The following is an 18,668-nucleotide window of genomic DNA, read 5'->3' on the forward strand; positions in this document are numbered from 1 at the left end:
TTGTTAATTGAGTTTACGTTTTTATGACAGATTGTACTGTTTCTAAACACGGTACAAGTATCACAACTAGATGATTCGAGGTGAGGGGAGTTTAGGGAGAGTGACGGCTAAAGCGTGGCTGCTAAAGAGTGACTAGAGAAAAGATAAGGGCGAGTTGTTGTCGCTCGCCCTTTTTCGCTTCACTTATTCTTATAGCGCATATTGTTTTGCAGTGTAGTCAAGCGCCCGGAACATCCGTTCAATAATGATGTCAACGTCTTGTTTGCTACAGACGATTGGTGGCGCGCACACTATGGCATCTCCGACGGCGCGTACCAGTAAGCCTTCTTTAATGGCTTGATTTCGGCAAACGATAGTGGCTGCTGCGTTGGGGGCTAAACGTTCCTTTGAGCCTTTGTGTTTGACTAACTCTAAGGCGGCGACCATGTTTTTCGCGCGCGCTTCGCCGACGATAGGGTGCGCTTCTAGGGATTTCCAGCGCTGCTCGAAATATGGACCGACATCTTTCGCCATGTTTTCAATGGTATGTTGGCTTCGCAGAATATCCAAGGTGGCGAGCCCGGCTGCACAGGCAACGGGATGGCCCGAGTAAGTCATGCCATGAGCAAAATCTCCCTTGCCTTGAGCAAGAACTTCCGCAATTTTGTCAGATATCATCACACCGCCGAGGGCTTGGAAACCATTGGTGACGGCTTTGGCAAACGTCATCAGATCCGGCTTAAAACCATAGGTCTGACAACCAAACCAGCTACCTGTACGGCCAAATCCGCAGATGACTTCATCACTGATCAATAAAATGTCATGTTCGTTACAGATGCGCTGGATTTCTGGCCAGTAAGAGTCTGGTGGGATAATCACACCACCGGCCCCTTGAATAGGCTCAGCGATAAAAGCTGCGACCTTGTCTTCGCCAAGTTCTTCGATTTTCTTTTCTAGCTCACGGGCGGCTTGTAGACCAAACTCTTCTGGCGTAAGGTCGCCACCTTCACCGAAATAATAGGGTTGTTGGATGTGATGCACATAATCAATTCCGGTGTACTGATCGTGCATGAAGGTCATGCCCGATAGGCTAGAAGCGGCAACGGTACTTCCATGATAGGCATTGTTACGGGCGATAAAGTGCTTTTTCTCTGGTTTGCCAAGAATCTGATAATAGCGATGGACGATTTTGATGTTGGTATCGTTTGCTTCTGATCCAGAATTGGTGAAAAACACATGGTTTAAATGGTTAGGAGTGACTTGTGCCATGGCTTCCGCCATTTTCACTGCTGTGTCATTAGAGCATTGGAAGAAGTTGTTGTAGAAAGGCAGCACTTGCAGCTGCTCATGAATGGCTTCAACAATTTTTGGTTGGCTGTAGCCAAGGTTACAGCACCATAGGCCTGACATGCCATCAAGTACTTTACTGCCTTCTGAATCATAAAAATAAATATGTTCACCACGGGTGACGATTCGGCCACCACTTTTTTGATACGCTCCCACATCAGTAAAGGGGTGTATGTGGTGGGCTTGATCTAAAGCGCGTAGAGCCTCTGTTGTGGGCCCTAGAGGTTTGTTGCTCATGGATGCTCTCCTATGACAATAAGGTTCGTTTGCTTAGGAGTGCTCCCCTTTAATGGCAAACAAGTGAAAGTCGATAACGACTCGATTAAGGTATCATTGTCGCTTATGGTATCTACAAAAGGGATCGGTTGGGATTACCCTTTTAGGTAGGGAATGGCAATGCACTCACCAGTATGGTGAGTGCTAGGATTACTACAGATGCCAGTGGTAAGACTGAGCTTAAATGCTTATTGGTAACCAACAATGCCTTTGATTTCTAGAAAATCGTGGAAACCAAACTCGCCCCATTCACGTCCATTACCGGATTGTTTGTAGCCGCCAAATGGTGCGCGTGGATCGAAATCATTACGGTTGAGATAGACGGTACCAGCGCGCATTTTTCTCGCTACAGAACGGGCGCGTTCTAAACTGCCCGATTCGATGTAAGCGGCCAATCCATAAGGCGTATCATTGGCAATTTGGATGGCTTCTTCTTCGCTGTGGTAAGGAATGATACAGAGTACTGGACCGAAGACCTCTTCTTGGGCAATGGTTGAATCGTTACGTACGTTAGCAAATGCGGTAGGGCGAATAAAATACCCTTTATCTAGACCGTCAGGGCGACCAGTACCACCGACGATCAGTTCGTTACCGGCATCAACGGCGTTTTGAATCATGCCATTGACCTTGTCAAATTGCAGTGCGTTGGATAGGGGACCGATGTCAGTGTCTTCCGATAATGGATCTCCGACTCGAGTATTCAAGGCGGTCTCTTTGACCAATTGTACTGCCTGATCGTGAAGGGCTGCGGGTACTAGCATGCGTGTTGGGGCGTTACATGATTGCCCAACGTTACGGAAACATTGCTTGGCTCCCCAACGAACTGCGCCCTCGAAATCGGCATCGTCTAGGATCACAAAGGGAGATTTACCGCCTAATTCCAGTGACACACGTTTGATATTATCTGCCGCGGCTTTAGAGACTTGTACCCCTGCACGGGTTGAACCCGTTAAGGAAACCATATCAATATCCGGGTGGCTGCTAATGGCGGAGCCGACCTCTGGTCCATCCCCATACACCATATTAAATACACCAGCTGGGACGCCTGCTTCATGGAGAATTTCCGCAAATAATTGAGCTGAAAGAGGCGTCATTTCACTCGGTTTTAGCACGATAGTACAGCCACAGGCCAAAGCTGGTGCAACTTTACAAGCAATCTGGTTCATCGGCCAGTTCCATGGAGTGATAAAGCCACATACCCCAATTGGCTCTTTTACTATGTGGCTATCGCCCAGTTCATTTTCAAAGGAGAAGTCGGCTAATACATCCCGAGCAGTGATAAAATGCAACATGCCAATGGGAGATTGTGCTGAACGGCTCATGGAAATGGCCGCTCCCATTTCGGCGGTAATGGCTTGAGCCATGTCTTCGAGGCGAGTTTTATAGACTGCAATAATACGGTCTAAAACGGCTAAGCGTTCTTCACGGCTCGTTTGTGACCAGGAAACAAAGGCGTTGCGCGAGGCGGTGACGGCTTGATCGACATCGCTTTTTTTCCCCAAACTGACTTGCGCAATGACCTCTTGCGTAGAGGGATTAATCACTTCCTTAATAGACGTGCTGTCGGATGGCACCCAAGTACCATTGATATAGAATTTATTATAGTGTTTCATGGTGTCTCTTCCTTCACGTAGCGTGTTTACCGATTGTAGCGACCTTGTTAGGTAGAAAACATACCTCCTATGGGGGAGGCGTTTTGGCAATGGATTTGCTTATTGTTTTGTATTCATATAATAAGAGCAACTGGAACTATGTCTTTTTTAGCCCTTTTTAGTCAGCACTCAGTGCGCCTATCTTCCTATTTGGGGACCGAGGCATTTGTGCCCGAAATGGTTTCTATGTTTAAAGCGCTGGTGGATATCGACAATATCACTATTTTAGCTTATCCATCAAAAACCATGCCTCGAGTGGAATACAATGAACTTCCCAATGGTCTTATACAGACCTCGATTGATAAGTTTTTAAATGGCACTTTTTTGCTTGATCCTTATTACATGGCCGCAACAAAAGCCCAAAAACAGGGTTTTTTTGCCTTGTCTGAGCTTTCCCCAGAGGGGTTTAAGAAGAGTGAGTATTATCACGCTTATTACAAAAACAGTGGTTTAAATGATGAGTGTGGTTATCTTATTTGGCTGGGCAATGATGATGCGTTTATCAACATTTCGCTAAGCCGAATGAATCAACAAGACGTCTTTGATGCTGACACTTTAAAGCGGTTAAACGATATCTGTCCGATGGTTGATTGGCTGGTAAAGCAGCATTGGACGAAAGAAATACATAGCTCCCCTTCGTTTAATTTGCGGCAGCGTTTAGAAATTGCCTTGGACGGCTTTGGCACGAGTTTGTTAACCGATAGAGAAAGCCAAACTGTGGGGATGATTCTGCATGGTTACTCCAATAAAGCGATTTCAGAGCGCCTTCATATCTCTGTTGAAACCGTCAAATTACACCGTAAAAATGCTTACGCTAAACTGGATGTGACGACGGCAGGCGAGCTATTTAATCTGTTTTTAGATTCGGTCATGAGTATTCACGACGATATGGAGGGTGATCCACTGAGTTATTATATGAACGCAAGAACCATCGTTCAGGCGCCATGATGGTTAGTACTGAATTCCATCCATTGGTGAGGCACTGTGGACGAACAAGATACTGCTCTTTTTTTAAGCTCTGAGGGGCTCTAGCCCTTCTAAGTGCTGTAAAAACAAGGTGAAAATGTCGGCCTGATTATTTGTGTTGAGACGACTGTGGATGTTTTTACGGTGTACCTTAATCGTGCCGACACTGATACCAAGTTGGTCTGCAATGGACTTTGAAGAGTGCCCTTGTAATAGTAGACCGAGCACTTCTTGTTCTCTATCGGTTAAGACACCTTTAGCAAAGGTTTTAAGTGCTTGCTTAAGAGGACTGTTTCTCCTGACGTTATCCACATAATTTTGAGACTGGGCCAGCCAAAACTGTTGAACCAGTGATTCAATCATGGGAAAAACCATTTTCAGGTTATTCAGTTCACTGCGTAATATTGAGCCAACGGTTTTTTTGCGACCTAAGGTAATCACAAATGTGGTTGAGCGATTAAGGTTAATCAGAATGTTTATTTCGTCGACTAAATCAAATGCTTGATAGCACTGTTGATAGTAACGAGTTTGCTCAAAAGAATCCGGTGCTAAATCGGCTAAGCGGTGAATGCCAGATGACACGCCTTGTTGTATGGCATTGAAGAGCGGGTCTAATAAATAAAAATTGTTAAGATAAGCATGGAGCGTCGGGCTTTCTTCTGGCGTAATCTTTGGGTGGATTAGAATGGGTTTAAAGGTTTTTTTATAAGTAATGAGATTAATATCGTCAAAATAACATAAGCCACTTAAAAAGCTTTCTAAGACACAAGGAAAACTGTGAATTCGCAAATGACTGGTAACAACGGCTAAGTCTTTCATCAAGTCTGATGGGGAGATCTGGCCGTTCTTGTATCGTTGTAACATAGGCATTCCTCATCTTACTTTCATCACTTTTTAGACGAAAGTGTGCTGTTCGCCATAACCCTGACGGATGTTTCATTATAGAGCACATGGACTATTATTGTCTTTTTTGGGGGCTTTCATGTTGCCCTTCTTTCTTTTTCAATCCATCACACATTTTCTTAGCAAAGCTTGGGCCAAAGATAATTTTGCGGGTAAAAATCATTCTAGACCATAAGAAACATTCTTAATTCTCTTAAAAAATGCCCATGTAAGAAGAGAAATATCATTGATTTTAATAGGGAATTGACAGGTCTATTTTTAGCTTGTGGTGCGAGGGCTTTTTGTCGATGTCGAAATAACGCGCTATTCATATACCCACTAGGGGATAGTTACTCTTGATAATTGTTGAGAGTAAGGTGCTTTATAGCGGTATATAATCCAAAAGAGAGTAGTGTATATGTTAGTAAATGATGAGAAGCCAACCGAGTTTGATGTGTTTATAACGGACTTTAATGGCAACTTGCGTGGCAAACGTTTCCCAGCGGAAAGTATAGAAGAGATTATGCAAGAAGGGATGAAGCTACCCTTATCTGTTGTTGCGCTGGATAACTGGGGGAATGATGTTCTCAAAAATGGCTTAGTGTTTGAAACGGGTGATAGTGATGGGCTCTGTCTTCCCGTGCAAAATAAAGCGGTGCCTGTGCCTTGGGCAGAACAACCTCGTAAGCAAATACTTGCCATGATCCATAAACCAGATGGTTCGCCTTGTCATCTGGATCCTCGTCAAATACTTAAAAATATTGTTGATCGCTATAAAAAACTGGGTCTAACGCCTGTTGTGGCAACGGAACTTGAGTTCTATCTTTTAGATCGTGAGTCGGAAACATTACAACGTCCCATTCCTCCTGTTGTGCGCAATGGTAATGGTCGCCGTTTACAAGAAACGGATTGTTATTCAGTGAAAGAGATGGATGGCTTGGCGGTGTTCTTCGCGGATGTGCGAGAAGCATGTAATCAACAGAATATTCCAGCGGATACGATTATTTCTGAGTTAGGCCCCGGCCAATTTGAAATTAACATGGTGCACACTGATGATGCGCTACTCGCGGCAGATCACGCCAGTATGTTTAAGCGCCTAATTAGCGGCGTGTCTAGAAAGCATGGTATGGCGTCGACCTTCATGGCAAAACCTTATCCAAATGAAAGTGGTAATGGTATGCATGTGCATTTTAGTGTGATCGATGAAGACGGGAAAAACGTCTTTGATAACGGCACAGATGAAGGCTCCGCTTTATTAAAGCAAGCGGTTGCTGGATTACTGAATCACATGGCTGACAGTATGTTGGTGTTTGCCCCTCATCTGAACTCTTATCGTCGTTTCCAAGCCGGGGCGTATACGCCAACCTTCGCAGGTTGGGGATACGGTAACCGCACGGTAGCGGTCCGCATACCAGAAAGTCCTAACGCTGCTAGACGAATTGAACATCGAGTATCGGGAGCGGATGCGAACCCATACTTGGTATTGGCGGCTGTGTTGGGTGCGGCTTTAAATGGTATTGAAAATAAAATGTCGCCACCTAGTCCGATTGAAGGCAATGCCTACACGTTAGTGGACTTGTATGAAAGTCTGCCGAGCCGTTGGGACGATGCAACAGAATTTTTTAAAGATAGCCAATTTCTAAACGAATATCTTGGCGAAGCCTTTGTTAATGCTTTTTCAGCAGCCAAAGAACAGGAGCAAAACCGTTTGTTTGGGCAGATCTCAGACATTGAATACAAGTCTTACTTATAGATGTCATCACAAAATGACAAACGACGCGTCATAATTAAAGAGCCCTGAGTCAGTGTGATAAACCCTGTCTCAGGGCTTATATATTTTATCAACCGCATGGTTGCAAACCGATTCTGTTGTGTCTTTTGGTCTTGTCTATATCTACTTACCTATGATTTTTCCAACGTTCTATTAGAGATCACACCTAAGGGAAATGCCTTAGTCACTCTTATGATCGTCGCAGTGGCACTATCTGTGCTTATTACTTTATGCATTATGTGTCGTCAAAAGCGTGTTGTGGGGTAAATTGACTAGAGGAGTAGTTAATGAAAATTGGAATCTTAGCGGCAGGGACTACGCCAGAGCACTTGAGTTCAGAGTTTTCTACCTATGCGGATATGTTTATCCAAGCATTGGAGGTCTTGCATCCTGAGGTATCCTTTGAGGCTTATGATGTGCGTGATGACGAATTTCCTGAAAGTCATGTCGCTTGTGATAGTTGGTTAATTACTGGGTCAAAATCGGCTGTATATGAGAATTCTTCTTGGATGCAAGGTTTACAAGCTCTGATACGCACCATAGATGAGCATAAACAGCCTTTGGTGGGCATTTGTTTTGGTCATCAAATTATTGCGCAAGCGTTGGGGGGGCAGGTTGATCGCTACCAAGGAGGGTGGGGCGTGGGTATCCATCGATACGAAGTAATCGATCAAATGGCTCAGGCACAGTTAGGCAAAAAAAACTTTGCTGTGTGTGCGTTCCATCAAGATCAGATAGTGGAGAAACCGTCGCAGGCAAAGGTGTTTGCTCGGTCTGACTTTTGTGAATTCGCGGGGCTTTTGTATGAAGATCATATTCTTACGGTACAGGGACACCCTGAGTTTTCCCGTAAGTTCGAAGGTTGCTTGTTGGATATGTACGATAACATGTTAGCTCCAGACATATTGAGTCAAGCAAGGGATAGTCTCTATAGTGAAGATCTACAATCGAGTCAAATGTTAGCTTGGATTGGGGAATTTTTGACACAACCCCGTTGCTCCGAAGAAATATTGTCCCACTGACAAAGTTGTCTCTTGTTAAGAGAAATTAATCGGCTATAACCATAGAAACGGCAGAACGCCCTAAGTAGTATTTGGGATCTGCCGTTTGTAATTGTCTATGGATAGAATGGTGAATAGATAGGTTTTTCGCTCTATCTCCGTTTATTTAGCGTTTTAAAAAGCCGCGCCCTTGTAGAAACGACAGCATGTGCTCACGCTTTTTCATTTGCACTGCCGCTGCGGTTTGTTCTGACCAGTTGCTGTTTTTCTGGCTACCACTGCGATTTTGATAGTAGGATTCCATTTGCGCATCGTAGGCTTTGACATCAGCCTCGCAGCGAGTGCTATCGTAGCTGTCTTTGTGGAGAATAACTTCCACAGGTAAACGAGGTTTGAGATCGGGTTCAGCATCTGGCCAGCCAAGGCACAAGCCAAAGACTGGGTATACTTGGTCTGGTAGATTCAGTAGCTCGGCTATTTGGTCTGTATCGTTACGAATGCCACCGATGAATACCGCACCTAAGCCTTCTGATTCGGCACCAAGCATTAAGTTTTGAGCAAATAAGGCCGCATCCACTGTTGAAGTGATAAAATGTTCAGTATTGCCTTCTAATGCCCCAAAGCCTTGTTCAATACAAGCGTACTCAACACGGCTTAGGTCAGCGCAAATGATCAAAAATTCAGCGGCGGATTCGATCCATTTCTGACCGCCAGCTAACGTCGCAATTTTTTGGCGGTTTGCTTTGTTGGTGACCTGTACTAAGGAATAGGCTTGAATAAAGCTGGATGACGCTGCCCCTTGAGCGCATTGAATCAGACGACGTAGTTGCGATTCATCGATTGGTTTGTCGGTGTACTGTCGGATGGAGCGATGAGATGACTGAGCTTCAAGAATTGGGTTCATAAAATATCGAGACTCTTTTGGTGAATTGAATGTCATCGATGTTAGTCAGTTCGCTACACTAGGTCAAAGTTGCTTGCAGTTTATACGAATTATTCCTATTTAGTAACGTATTCCCTGTGCATTTTGATGACATACTGGAATAATAGACCACGGGCTTATATGTACTGAGCATATTAACGATATCTAAATAATCAATTTAACAATGATTAGCTTGTCTTATACTATGCGTCTCCATCCTTGCCATGCTTGTTTTTGATAAAACGCATTTTACGGACGAAAGTGAATCGGTCCGTCTTATTTGTTTACGAATTTTACTGAGGTACCCATGAGTGCATTTGAAACTGAACGCGTACTAAGTGTTCACCATTGGAATGAGAGTTTATTTAGCTTTAAAACAACGCGAAATGCAAGCTTGAGATTTGAGAATGGCCAGTTTGTGATGATTGGCTTAGAAACAGATACTCGCCCTTTGGTCCGAGCTTATAGTATTGCCAGTCCAAACTATGAAGAGCATTTAGAGTTTTTCAGTATCAAGGTGCCAAATGGTCCTTTAACCTCTCGCTTGCAGCACTTAAAAGTGGGAGATGACATATTAGTCAGCCGCAAGCCAACAGGTACACTGGTGACTCGTGATCTGCATCCAGGCAAACACTTGTATTTGCTGTCCACAGGCACGGGGCTTGCGCCTTTTTTAAGTCTAATTCAAGATTTTGAGGCCTATGAACAATACGAAAAAATCATTCTTGTCCACGGTGTGCGTCATGTCAGCGAATTGGCTTACGCTGATTTCATTGAGAAGGAACTGCCAGAGAATGAGTTTTTTGGTGAACAGGTGCGTGAAAAGCTAATTTATTACCCAACCGTTACCCGCGAACCCTTCCGTAATCAAGGTCGCCTAACTGATTTGATTCGCAGCGGAAAGCTGGCTGCAGACATCGGTTTGCCACAAATTAATCCTGAGGTGGACAGAGCGATGATTTGTGGTAGCCCTGCTATGCTGAAAGACACCGCAGAATTATTGGATGAACTTGGCCTAAAAGAGTCTCCAAAAATTGGTGTGCCTGGGGATTATGTTATCGAGAGAGCGTTTGTTGAACGATAAGACTCTTTTGCTAATTTGTCTGTTGTGAATAAGCTGCGAAAAGAAAAGCCCCCGACGATTGTCGGGGGCTTTTTTCATTGAAAGCATGGTTCTTCTAAGGTGTTGTACGTTATGGAAAGACAATAAGTCACATCCGCTTAACGTAAACTTCTGAACTTAGAAGCGGTACTCTGCACCGACTGTAGCTTGTTTAAAGTCGGTGTTAGTTTTGCCTGTGCCATTTTGTTCAATATCTTTCGCATCCATTTTAGTATCATACCAAGTGTACTGTGCATTCAGAAGGAAGTTCTCGGTTACTTTGAACCCTACGCCTGCACCAGCGAATACGCCTTTGTCATCATTGCTATTATTACCAACAGCGGTTTTGTAATCGGTTCTGTACCAAAGTTGTCCCCCTTTGGCGAAGAGTTCTAGACGGTCACCCAATGGTAGGATCGCTTTTAATGCTGCGGTATAACCGTCTGTACTGGCGCTTGCCAGACTATTTCCATAATCGCCAAAGTCAATGTAGCTACCTTCCAATGCAAGATAGGGGTTTAGACGGTAGCCAATGACCCCTTCTTTGACGTCGTTATGATCATCAAAACTGTCTTGGCCATCAATTTTTACATAGCCATAGTTGCCGCCAACATAGAAACCGTGGTCATTAGTCATTGTATTTTCTGCTTGAGCCGCTGCACTGAAAGAAATTAAAGCAGCCGTGCTTGCTAGAACAGGAAGGATCTTTTTCATCGTGAACTCCTCAGTAACATTGATTTTGCTAAAAATAGCGAATTTAAAAAAACAGAGAAAATGACGTAATCGCTGTACCTATTAGTAATAATCAACGCTGAAAAAAATTCTAGCATTTCACGGCTTAATACATGATTGATCCATCTTTATTGAAGTAAATTGTGTTTATTAAGGGTTTCTTTATAGTTTGCGGGGTAATAACCTTGTTATAAATATGGTTTTTAATGATTGTTTTTAATAAAAAACATTATAAAACATATAGTTATGGGTTTTGTTTGTTCTGGTTTTAGGTGGTCTAATATTAGTTGTATTGTAAAGAAGCAGTGAATCTTAGTGTCTTGTTTTTGAGGGTTTTAATGGGGTATTTAAGCTTTAAAATGAAAATAAAAAAGGAAAAAAGAAACCGTTAAGGCAGAGCCGCTTTGATATAGAGGAGAAAAGATAGCTTAATTTAAAACTTGTTATTTTCTTGCCATTTTCTAGGGTTGAAGAAAAACTAAAATACCGCATCATGTAAAGATATCCACTGACAAACTTTTACGCATAGTAGAGTAAAACTGTTGGTTTTGCAGATAACAGTGTTTAAGGAGAGATTATGAGTTCTGATAGCAAGTTGAACCAAGATTACATTCCACCCAAAGTATGGAAATGGGACACAGAAAGTGGCGGTAAATTTGCCAGTATCAATCGTCCCATCTCTGGTTCCACCCATGATAAGAAGCTGCCCATTGGTGGGCATCCTTTACAAGTCTATTCCCTAGCGACACCGAATGGACAAAAAGTCACCATTATGCTCGAAGAATTGCTGGCATTGGGTAAAACACAAGCAGAATACGATGCTTATTTAATCAATATTGGAGAAGGGGATCAGTTCTCTTCAGGGTTTGTTGAGATCAATCCGAACTCGAAAATTCCAGCTTTAATGGATCACAGTACAACGCCTCCAACCCGTGTTTTTGAGTCTGGATCGATTTTGCAGTATTTGGCTGAAAAGTTTGATGCACTGGTCCCAAAAGATCATGGTGCAAAAACTGAATGTCGTAATTGGCTATTCTGGCAAATGGGATCGGCACCGTATTTGGGGGGCGGTTTTGGTCACTTCTACGCTTACGCTCCGACCAAAATGCAATACCCGATTGACCGCTTTACCATGGAGACCAAGCGTCAGTTAGATGTATTGGATAAACAGCTAGCAAACAATACCTATATGGCAGGGGAGGAATATTCCATTGCGGATATCGCGATTTGGCCTTGGTATGGCAACTTGGTACTCGGCAACTTGTATGATGCAGCGGAATTTCTAGATGTATCTAGCTACAAAAACGTTTTACGTTGGGCAAAAGCGATTGAGCAGCGTCCTGCGGTTCAGCGTGGGCGGATTGTTAACCGTACTTGGGGCGATGCGTATTTAGAAGAGCGTCATTCAGCGGCGGATTTTGACGGTGTTTTAAAATAAACAAGATCGTTCGAAAGGATAATGAAAAAGGCAGTGATGTATTCGCATTATCGCCTTTTTTGTCGCCCACAATTGTCACCATGGGGTTAGTCAAAAGGGTGATCAATGACGGCGGTGGCTTGAAGGGTCAAACTTGGGCTGCGTATATGGTTTCGAATAAGGTCTTTAGCGGTTTTTACGTCTCGCTTGAGTAGAGCGTCCATCAGGGCTTCGTGTTCTTTTTTATTGGCGTCAAAGACTGCCACATCAACCATGTTCTTTTTTAGCCAAAGGTTACGATAGCGGGACGCTTTTTCATACAAGCTGTCTCGTACCTGCAGTAGCGCGGGAGACTGGCACCCTTCGGCAATGGCAGAATGAAAGTCGTGATGGTATTGCTCCCAACGATGCGGCTCTTTTTCCAGTAAGTCATTGTGGATTTTCATCTTGTGGGCGCACGCGACGATATTGGCCTCCCATTCATCATCACCCCGTTCTATGGCAAGCTCAACACACAATGCTTCTATTTCTGAGCGAGTTTCATAGATATCAATTAGCTCCGCTTTGGAGATCGGGTGCACTCGAAATCCACGCTGATTTTCGACGACGACGAGTTGTTTTACCAGTAATTGCGACAATGCTTCGCGCAATGGCCCGACACCAACCTGATAGCGCTCTTTCAAGCGACTCATTCGCAGCTTTTCACCCGGCTGGAAATAGCCCGTTAAAATATCGTTGGTGAGCTTCCCCAATACCTGAGAGGCAAAATTGTCTTTACTGTCAACTTCTTCAATGGGGGGCTGCTTCATCTCTATCGCACTCGCTTGCGTGGTGGCTCTTAAGTCCCCGTTACAACAGGAATCGTTCTGCATTCTAAGGGAAAGCTCTGAAATAGTTAAGGAAGGATTCTTTAAAAAGGTTGACGTCGATCCATAAAATCGACATTATTATAAAATGTCGACATTTTATAATAATGTCGATTTTTATCTTGGAAAGATTAGAATTTCCGTAGCAATCGATAGTGCTCAGCCAAACCGATCTTCTTGGTGTCGATTGTTACCTCAGAGAATTCGTAGAACAAAAATAATAGGAGAGACAAATGCAAGTTCAAAGCAAAGCAAAAAACGCGACAGAGAAGCAAATATCAACCCATGCTGGTAATGCATTTCAAGGGTTTTCCGTCATGGATTATCCCACAAGCAAGCGGCTAAAAGTGGTGACATTGCATGCCGAGACCATGGCTGCATTTATAGCAGCGGTAGAGGAATGGTCTGTGCAAAATATTGAATACAAGCCTTTTTTACGTTTTGAAGTGGCAGATCGCTTGGATGCCATTACCGACTACACTTTAGGGGCATTTCTTAATGCAACGGTGAGAGATCGAGAGACGGGGGCTTTTCTTCTTAACTATAATGATGAACTGATTAGCGAAACAGGCGAACTACGCACCGAGCTTGATGTTAAATTGTCCACGGCGGTGTCTCACATTATTGGGCTGTCTAATTATGATGCCATGTATGGTCAATATTATGCGCGTTTTACCGTTCGCCATGTCGATAACTCTGATAGCTACTTACGTAAAGCGTATCGTCGTATGGAACTGCATAATGATGGCACCTATGTCAATGAGCGCACTGATTATGTACTGATGCAAAAACTGAAAGAAGAAAACATGCAGGGTGGTAATTCATTGATGTTGCACTTGGATGATTGGGCTGAATTGGATAAGTTTTATCAGCATCCACTTGCGAAAAAGGACATTGTTTGGGGAGCACCAAAATCGAAAAATGTGGAAACCAAAGTGGCGCATCCCGTTTTCTTTGAAGAAGATGCCAATGGCAAGCCATTAATGCTATATATTGATCAGTTTGCCGAACCTCGTAACAAAGAAGAAGGCAAATACCTATACGAGATGGGGGAATCTTTAGAAGCGGATCCGAACTATCTGTCTGTTCCCATGCCCGTTGGAACGATGATGGTATTGCATAACCATTTCTGGTTACATGGTCGTGATCGGTTTGTTCCTCATCCAGAGCTGTGCCGTGAGTTGCTGCGTCAGCGAGGTCACTTTACGGATTAAGCGGGACGTTTGAGAGTGCCATCAACGATGTGCAATAGTAATAGATAGGGAACAAGATGGTTTACGATTATATTGTTATTGGTGGTGGCATTGTCGGTGTGTCTACTGCGTGGCAGCTGCAACAACGTCACCCTGAAAAAAAGATCTTGTTGCTTGAAAAAGAGTCTGTGTATTCCAAGCATCAAACGGGTCATAACAGCGGTGTTATCCACGCTGGGGTTTATTATGCGCCTGGTAGTTTAAAAGCGAAATTTTGTAAAGCAGGGGTCAAGGCGACCATGGCGTTTTGTGATAAACACAATGTGCCTTATGAGCAATGTGGTAAATTGCTGGTGGCAACAACCGAGCTAGAAGTCGAGCGAATGCAGGCGTTATTCAAACGCTGTCAGGAAAATGAGCTGGATGTCGAAATGCTGAACGCTGAGCAGTTAAAAGAGCGTGAGCCAAATGTGGTGGGGTTGGGAGGCTTCTTTGTCAAAGACACTGCTATTGTGAACTATCAGCAAGTGACCACTAAAATGGCAGAAGAGTTTGTTGAGCTAGGTGGTCAAGCCCTGTTGAATCATGAAGTGGTTGGGTTAACAGAAACGCTTGATAAAGTTGTCGTAAACGCTGCGCATTATGGTGCGTTCAAGACTTTTGAAGGGCGCTTTTTGATTACTTGCTCTGGTTTGATGGCAGACAGAACCACAAAAATGCTGGGTATTCCTACCGATTTTCAGATTATCCCTTTCCGTGGCGAGTACTATAAATTGCCTGAGAAGTATAACAATATTGTTAATCATCTCATTTATCCTATTCCCGATCCGAATTTGCCATTTTTAGGTGTGCATTTAACGCGCATGATTGATGGTAGTGTGACGGTTGGCCCCAACGCGGTGCAAGGCTGGAAGCGAGAAGGATATGGTCGTATTAATATTTCCCTGCGAGATATTGGCGATATGGTTCGTTTCCCTGGCTTTTGGCGGGTATTGAAAAAAAATTTGAAGACGGGGCTGATCGAAACCAAAAACTCTCTTTGGAAACCTGGTTATCTTAAGCTCGTACAAAAGTACTGCCCACAATTAGAACTATCGGACTTGCAGCCTTATCCTGCAGGTATTCGTGCGCAAGCGGTGTTAAAAGATGGCACTTTAGTACATGATTTTTTATTTGCTGAAAGTCCTCGTAGTTTGCATGTGTGTAACGCACCGTCCCCAGCGGCCACCTCGGCCATTCCTATTGGCCAATATATTTGTGATAAGGTCCAGGGAAGGTGTGAATAAGGAATGTTGGTGCCTTTCTAGGCACACCGTCTTAAGACGATGTGCCTTCCTCATAGTGTCTTATATTTGGATATAGTGTTGTTGAAAGCTTTCTGGGTCGAGTGGTTTGCTAAAGTAGTAGCCTTGCATGGCATCGCAGCCCAAGCCCTTTAATAGGTTGAATTCGATACTGCTTTCTATTCCTTCACCAACGACTTTTAAGTTCAGTTTCTGGCACAGCTGGATGATGCTTTCGACCATGGTAAACAAATTTTGATCCTGGCTCATGGTGGAAATAAATGACTTATCTATTTTTACTTCATCAATAGGTAGCTTCCACAGTGAATTGAGAGAAGAATAGCCGGTCCCAAAATCATCAAGTGAAATGGTAATGCCTTGTTTTTGTAGCCGAGCGAGAGTCTCGATGGAGACCGTATAGTTTTTCATAAAAACCGATTCGGTAATTTCGAGGCAAATCCATTTTTTATCAATCTTGTGCTGTTCTAAAATAGCGAATAAGTCATCTTCAAATGCCAACTCAGCTAATTGAGTCGGGCTGATGTTGATGGATAAAGGGCCGCCTAAATCAAAATTAGGATTGATGGTGCGCCAATGGGCAAGATCGGAACAGGCTTTATCAATGATATTCAGTCCCAAAGCATAGATAAGATTATTTTTTTCCGCCAAGGTAATAAAGACTTCCGGACTGATAAAACCGAATGTTGGGTGATTCCAGCGGGCTAGGGCTTCCGCCCCTTTTAGCTGTTTGTTGGCCCCGACTTTTACTTGATAGTAAAGCGTTATATCGCCGTTAGCCGTATGTTCACGAAGGTCCATCGTAAGAATAGTACGTTTATTAAACGAATCTTGATCTTTACTATTAAAAATGTGATGGCGTTTTTTTCCCGCATTCTTTGCCGCATACATGGCGATGTCTGCACGTTTGAGGGTTTCATTAAAATCAATATGTTCCGTACTTTGGGTCACAATACCGATGCTGGACGTGATGACTAACGTATGAGCGTTATCAAGAACGGGTTCACCTATTCGAGAGGCAACTTTATCAGCCAGCTTATGGATAAGGTCCAGTGCAGGCTGTGCTTTGTGGGTGAAAAGGATAATGAATTCATCACCACTTAGTCGCACCACGAGATCACTTGGTCTGACACAAGCATTGAGCCTTTGTGAAATACTAATCAGTAGTTTGTCGCCAGTTTCATGTCCCATAAAATCGTTAACGTCTTTGAAGTTATCGAGATCGATGAAGAAGAAAGACACGAATGATATATCACTATCTGGATCAAGGTTCTCGATAAACGATTTTAAGTAAGAACGATTAGCAAGGCCTGTCAGGGTATCGTAATAAGCGCCTTTTTCGAGTTTATTCATCAGTAGTTGAGTGCGTTTTAGGCTGATAAACTCTTTGCTCTCATTAAAAAAGCATTGTAAAAATTTAGTGTCACGGGGCTCCCACTCTTTGCTTTGTCCCTCGACTTGCTGACGCCATAACGCAAAAGAGCTTCTTGGCTCGAGGTGGCGCTTGTTGTCCTTTATGACAATATCCACGGTACCAGGTGCGCCTCCCCATTGGATGGTTTTTGATACTTCCTTTCGCCCGATAAACACATAAAAATCTATAGGACTTTGCGTTCGCATAATAGATAGACCATACATGTCTTCTAACCCAGGGATGGCACCAATATCGCTATGCAATTGGCTCGACTCATAATGCAGAGTGTCCCTGTCTGCGAATATCTGAGCCAACGCATCGGATGTCGCTTGCTCTAAAATAGAGAAGGTATGTTGCTTTAAGAGATAGCATTTTTTATCGTATATAATGCCAATAAAGTCATAGTGAATCACACTATTGACTTTTTCTAATATGGTTTCGAACAAACTATGAGACAGATCGGCTTTTTTGGCTTGAGAAAAAACCGCTTCAATATAAGACTGAGTATTCATCAAAAAAGTGAGCTCTTTTATATTGAAGGAAGGCGTCAAATAAGAGTTGATGATTTCACCAAATAGCTTGCTTGTGATACGAAGTTGCGTGATGACTCGTTGAGACGGCACTTTAGGCGCATTATGATGAAACACGACCATTCCCCAGAGCTTTTCCCCTTCCATAATAGATAAGGATAACGAGGCTTTTACTCCCATGTTTTTTAAATAGCTGCGGTGCACGTTCGACATGCTGCGTAATGAGGAGGCGCTTTGATCTAATGGCTCACCGTTTGGGAGGATCGAAGGGACAAGTTTCGCGGGTGTTGCGAGAACATCCGCAAAGTAGCGAATAATATTAAGTTTATATAGCTCGCGTGCTTGTTTAGGAATATCTTCAGCTGGAAATCGTAAGCCTAAAAATTTGCTATATTCGTGTTCTGATACGGATTCAGCGACGACTTCGCCAGACCAATCAGGATGGAAACGGTACATCATAACCCGATCATACTGAGTATAACTTTGCAGCTGGTCGGTAATGGTTTGAAACAACTCTGCTTCATCGTGGACAACTTTTAACAATGCAACCATATCATCTAACTGGGAAACCAAAGTGCGGGAATTGATTGATTCCGGCGTTTTTGGCGTAAACTCTAAGCAAATCCAGCCGCGAGGAAGGTGAGCGATGCACTCCCATTGGGAGCCTTTAATTGTTTTGTCTTCTGTTAAAGGAAGGGCAACGGTATATTTTGATGACAATGAGTTTAGTTTTTCTCTTTCCTGAAAAGTGAGCCATTTTAATAGATGGCTGCCTAATAACGCTCGATGATTGATTTTTGCATCACTACTGTCCTTGAGAATACGGGAAATATTGTCAGAGTACTGAACGATTCGGTAGTCTTTTGGGTCGACAACAATTTGAAAACCATGTGGCTGAATGCTGCCAACAATTTGAATTTGTTCATTTGCACACTGCTCTGCTTCTTGTCTAGTGATTTGTCGTGTTTCGATAAGCTGTCTAGTCATTGTCTATCCGTGAAAAGTTGTGTTGAAAAAGAGACGCCGCAATCTCTCTTGTGATGTCAAGGTCATCATTGTTAAGCGTAGTCGCCGTCTATCAGAAAGAATCAGATATAAAGTAAAAATGAGCAGAGATAAGGCATTATAAGGATGGCTATAAGTGACATTATTGATGAAGTCGCCATAAACGAATATGCGCCCCATTTGCCATCTTTTTATACTATTAACCAAGATAGTAGACTAAAAGAACGATAGAAGTCAGCGTCTTTTGTGTTTGATGCAGGGCCAAAAAAAGGTTTTTGTATGTTATTTGAACAAAATGGTATTGGATCGGAT

Annotated in this window: 14 protein-coding genes; 7 read left to right on the plus strand and 7 right to left on the minus strand. The window is 43.3% G+C overall.

Going from position 1 to position 18,668, the window contains the following annotated elements; translation table 11 throughout:
• Window positions 1-189: 189 nt before the first annotated feature.
• Together JHD45_RS21205 and JHD45_RS21210 are read right to left on the minus strand one after the other, a co-directional pair.
• Complete coding sequence (locus JHD45_RS21205) at window positions 190-1,563, minus strand: aminotransferase (RefSeq protein ID WP_199478585.1); 1,374 nt, start codon at window positions 1,561-1,563, stop codon at window positions 190-192.
• Window positions 1,564-1,790: 227 nt separating this feature from the next.
• Window positions 1,791-3,215: an aldehyde dehydrogenase family protein gene (locus JHD45_RS21210; RefSeq protein ID WP_199478586.1), complete on the minus strand. Its 1,425-nt coding sequence runs from the start codon at window positions 3,213-3,215 to the stop codon at window positions 1,791-1,793.
• Window positions 3,216-3,353: 138 nt separating this feature from the next.
• On the opposite strand from JHD45_RS21210, the gene JHD45_RS21215 reads away from it, so the two are divergent.
• Window positions 3,354-4,202, plus strand: coding sequence for a response regulator transcription factor (locus tag JHD45_RS21215; RefSeq protein ID WP_199478587.1), 849 nt, complete (start codon window positions 3,354-3,356; stop codon window positions 4,200-4,202).
• Between the two features lie 63 nt (window positions 4,203-4,265).
• Here JHD45_RS21215 and JHD45_RS21220 read toward each other — a convergent pair whose 3' ends face one another.
• The gene (locus JHD45_RS21220) at window positions 4,266-5,084 is read right to left on the minus strand and encodes a helix-turn-helix transcriptional regulator (protein WP_199478588.1); all 819 of its coding nucleotides are present in this window, start codon (window positions 5,082-5,084) and stop codon (window positions 4,266-4,268) included.
• A 436-nt stretch (window positions 5,085-5,520) separates the two neighbouring features.
• On the opposite strand from JHD45_RS21220, the gene JHD45_RS21225 reads away from it, so the two are divergent.
• Complete coding sequence (locus JHD45_RS21225; RefSeq protein ID WP_199478590.1) at window positions 5,521-6,855, plus strand: glutamine synthetase family protein; 1,335 nt, start codon at window positions 5,521-5,523, stop codon at window positions 6,853-6,855.
• 305 nt (window positions 6,856-7,160) lie between these two features.
• Entirely contained in the window at window positions 7,161-7,895 is a 735-nt protein-coding gene (locus JHD45_RS21230) for a glutamine amidotransferase-related protein (protein WP_199478592.1), read from the plus strand.
• Between the two features lie 145 nt (window positions 7,896-8,040).
• Here the strand turns inward: JHD45_RS21230 and nfsA are convergent, their stop codons facing one another.
• The gene (nfsA, locus tag JHD45_RS21235) at window positions 8,041-8,778 is read right to left on the minus strand and encodes an oxygen-insensitive NADPH nitroreductase (protein WP_199478594.1); all 738 of its coding nucleotides are present in this window, start codon (window positions 8,776-8,778) and stop codon (window positions 8,041-8,043) included.
• A 325-nt stretch (window positions 8,779-9,103) separates the two neighbouring features.
• On the opposite strand from nfsA, the gene JHD45_RS21240 reads away from it, so the two are divergent.
• Window positions 9,104-9,880, plus strand: coding sequence for a ferredoxin--NADP reductase (locus tag JHD45_RS21240; RefSeq protein ID WP_199478596.1), 777 nt, complete (start codon window positions 9,104-9,106; stop codon window positions 9,878-9,880).
• Window positions 9,881-10,036: 156 nt separating this feature from the next.
• Here JHD45_RS21240 and JHD45_RS21245 read toward each other — a convergent pair whose 3' ends face one another.
• A complete protein-coding gene (locus tag JHD45_RS21245) occupies window positions 10,037-10,612 on the minus strand; it encodes a porin family protein (protein WP_199478598.1) in 576 nt (191 codons plus the stop codon).
• A gap of 595 nt (window positions 10,613-11,207) precedes the next feature.
• Here JHD45_RS21245 and yghU point away from each other — a divergent pair.
• Window positions 11,208-12,068 (plus strand): glutathione-dependent disulfide-bond oxidoreductase, encoded by an 861-nt coding sequence (gene yghU / locus JHD45_RS21250; RefSeq protein WP_199478599.1) that lies wholly within the window; start codon window positions 11,208-11,210, stop codon window positions 12,066-12,068.
• 86 nt (window positions 12,069-12,154) lie between these two features.
• Here yghU and csiR read toward each other — a convergent pair whose 3' ends face one another.
• Window positions 12,155-12,919: a DNA-binding transcriptional regulator CsiR gene (csiR, locus tag JHD45_RS21255; RefSeq protein WP_233407982.1), complete on the minus strand. Its 765-nt coding sequence runs from the start codon at window positions 12,917-12,919 to the stop codon at window positions 12,155-12,157.
• Window positions 12,920-13,146: 227 nt separating this feature from the next.
• On the opposite strand from csiR, the gene glaH reads away from it, so the two are divergent.
• Both glaH and lhgO read left to right on the plus strand, forming a co-directional pair.
• Window positions 13,147-14,127, plus strand: a complete 981-nt coding sequence (glaH, locus tag JHD45_RS21260) for a glutarate dioxygenase GlaH (protein ID WP_199478601.1) — start codon at window positions 13,147-13,149, stop codon at window positions 14,125-14,127.
• Between the two features lie 56 nt (window positions 14,128-14,183).
• Window positions 14,184-15,392: an L-2-hydroxyglutarate oxidase gene (gene lhgO / locus JHD45_RS21265; protein WP_199478602.1), complete on the plus strand. Its 1,209-nt coding sequence runs from the start codon at window positions 14,184-14,186 to the stop codon at window positions 15,390-15,392.
• A gap of 60 nt (window positions 15,393-15,452) precedes the next feature.
• On the opposite strand, the gene JHD45_RS21270 is transcribed toward lhgO, so the two are convergent.
• On the minus strand, window positions 15,453-18,338 hold the full coding sequence (locus tag JHD45_RS21270) for an EAL domain-containing protein (protein WP_199478603.1): 2,886 nt from the start codon (window positions 18,336-18,338) through the stop codon (window positions 15,453-15,455).
• Between the last annotated feature and the right edge of the window lie 330 nt (window positions 18,339-18,668).

The organism is Marinomonas spartinae (assembly GCF_016461715.1).
Taxonomy (GTDB): Bacteria; Pseudomonadota; Gammaproteobacteria; order Pseudomonadales; family Marinomonadaceae; genus Marinomonas; species Marinomonas spartinae_A.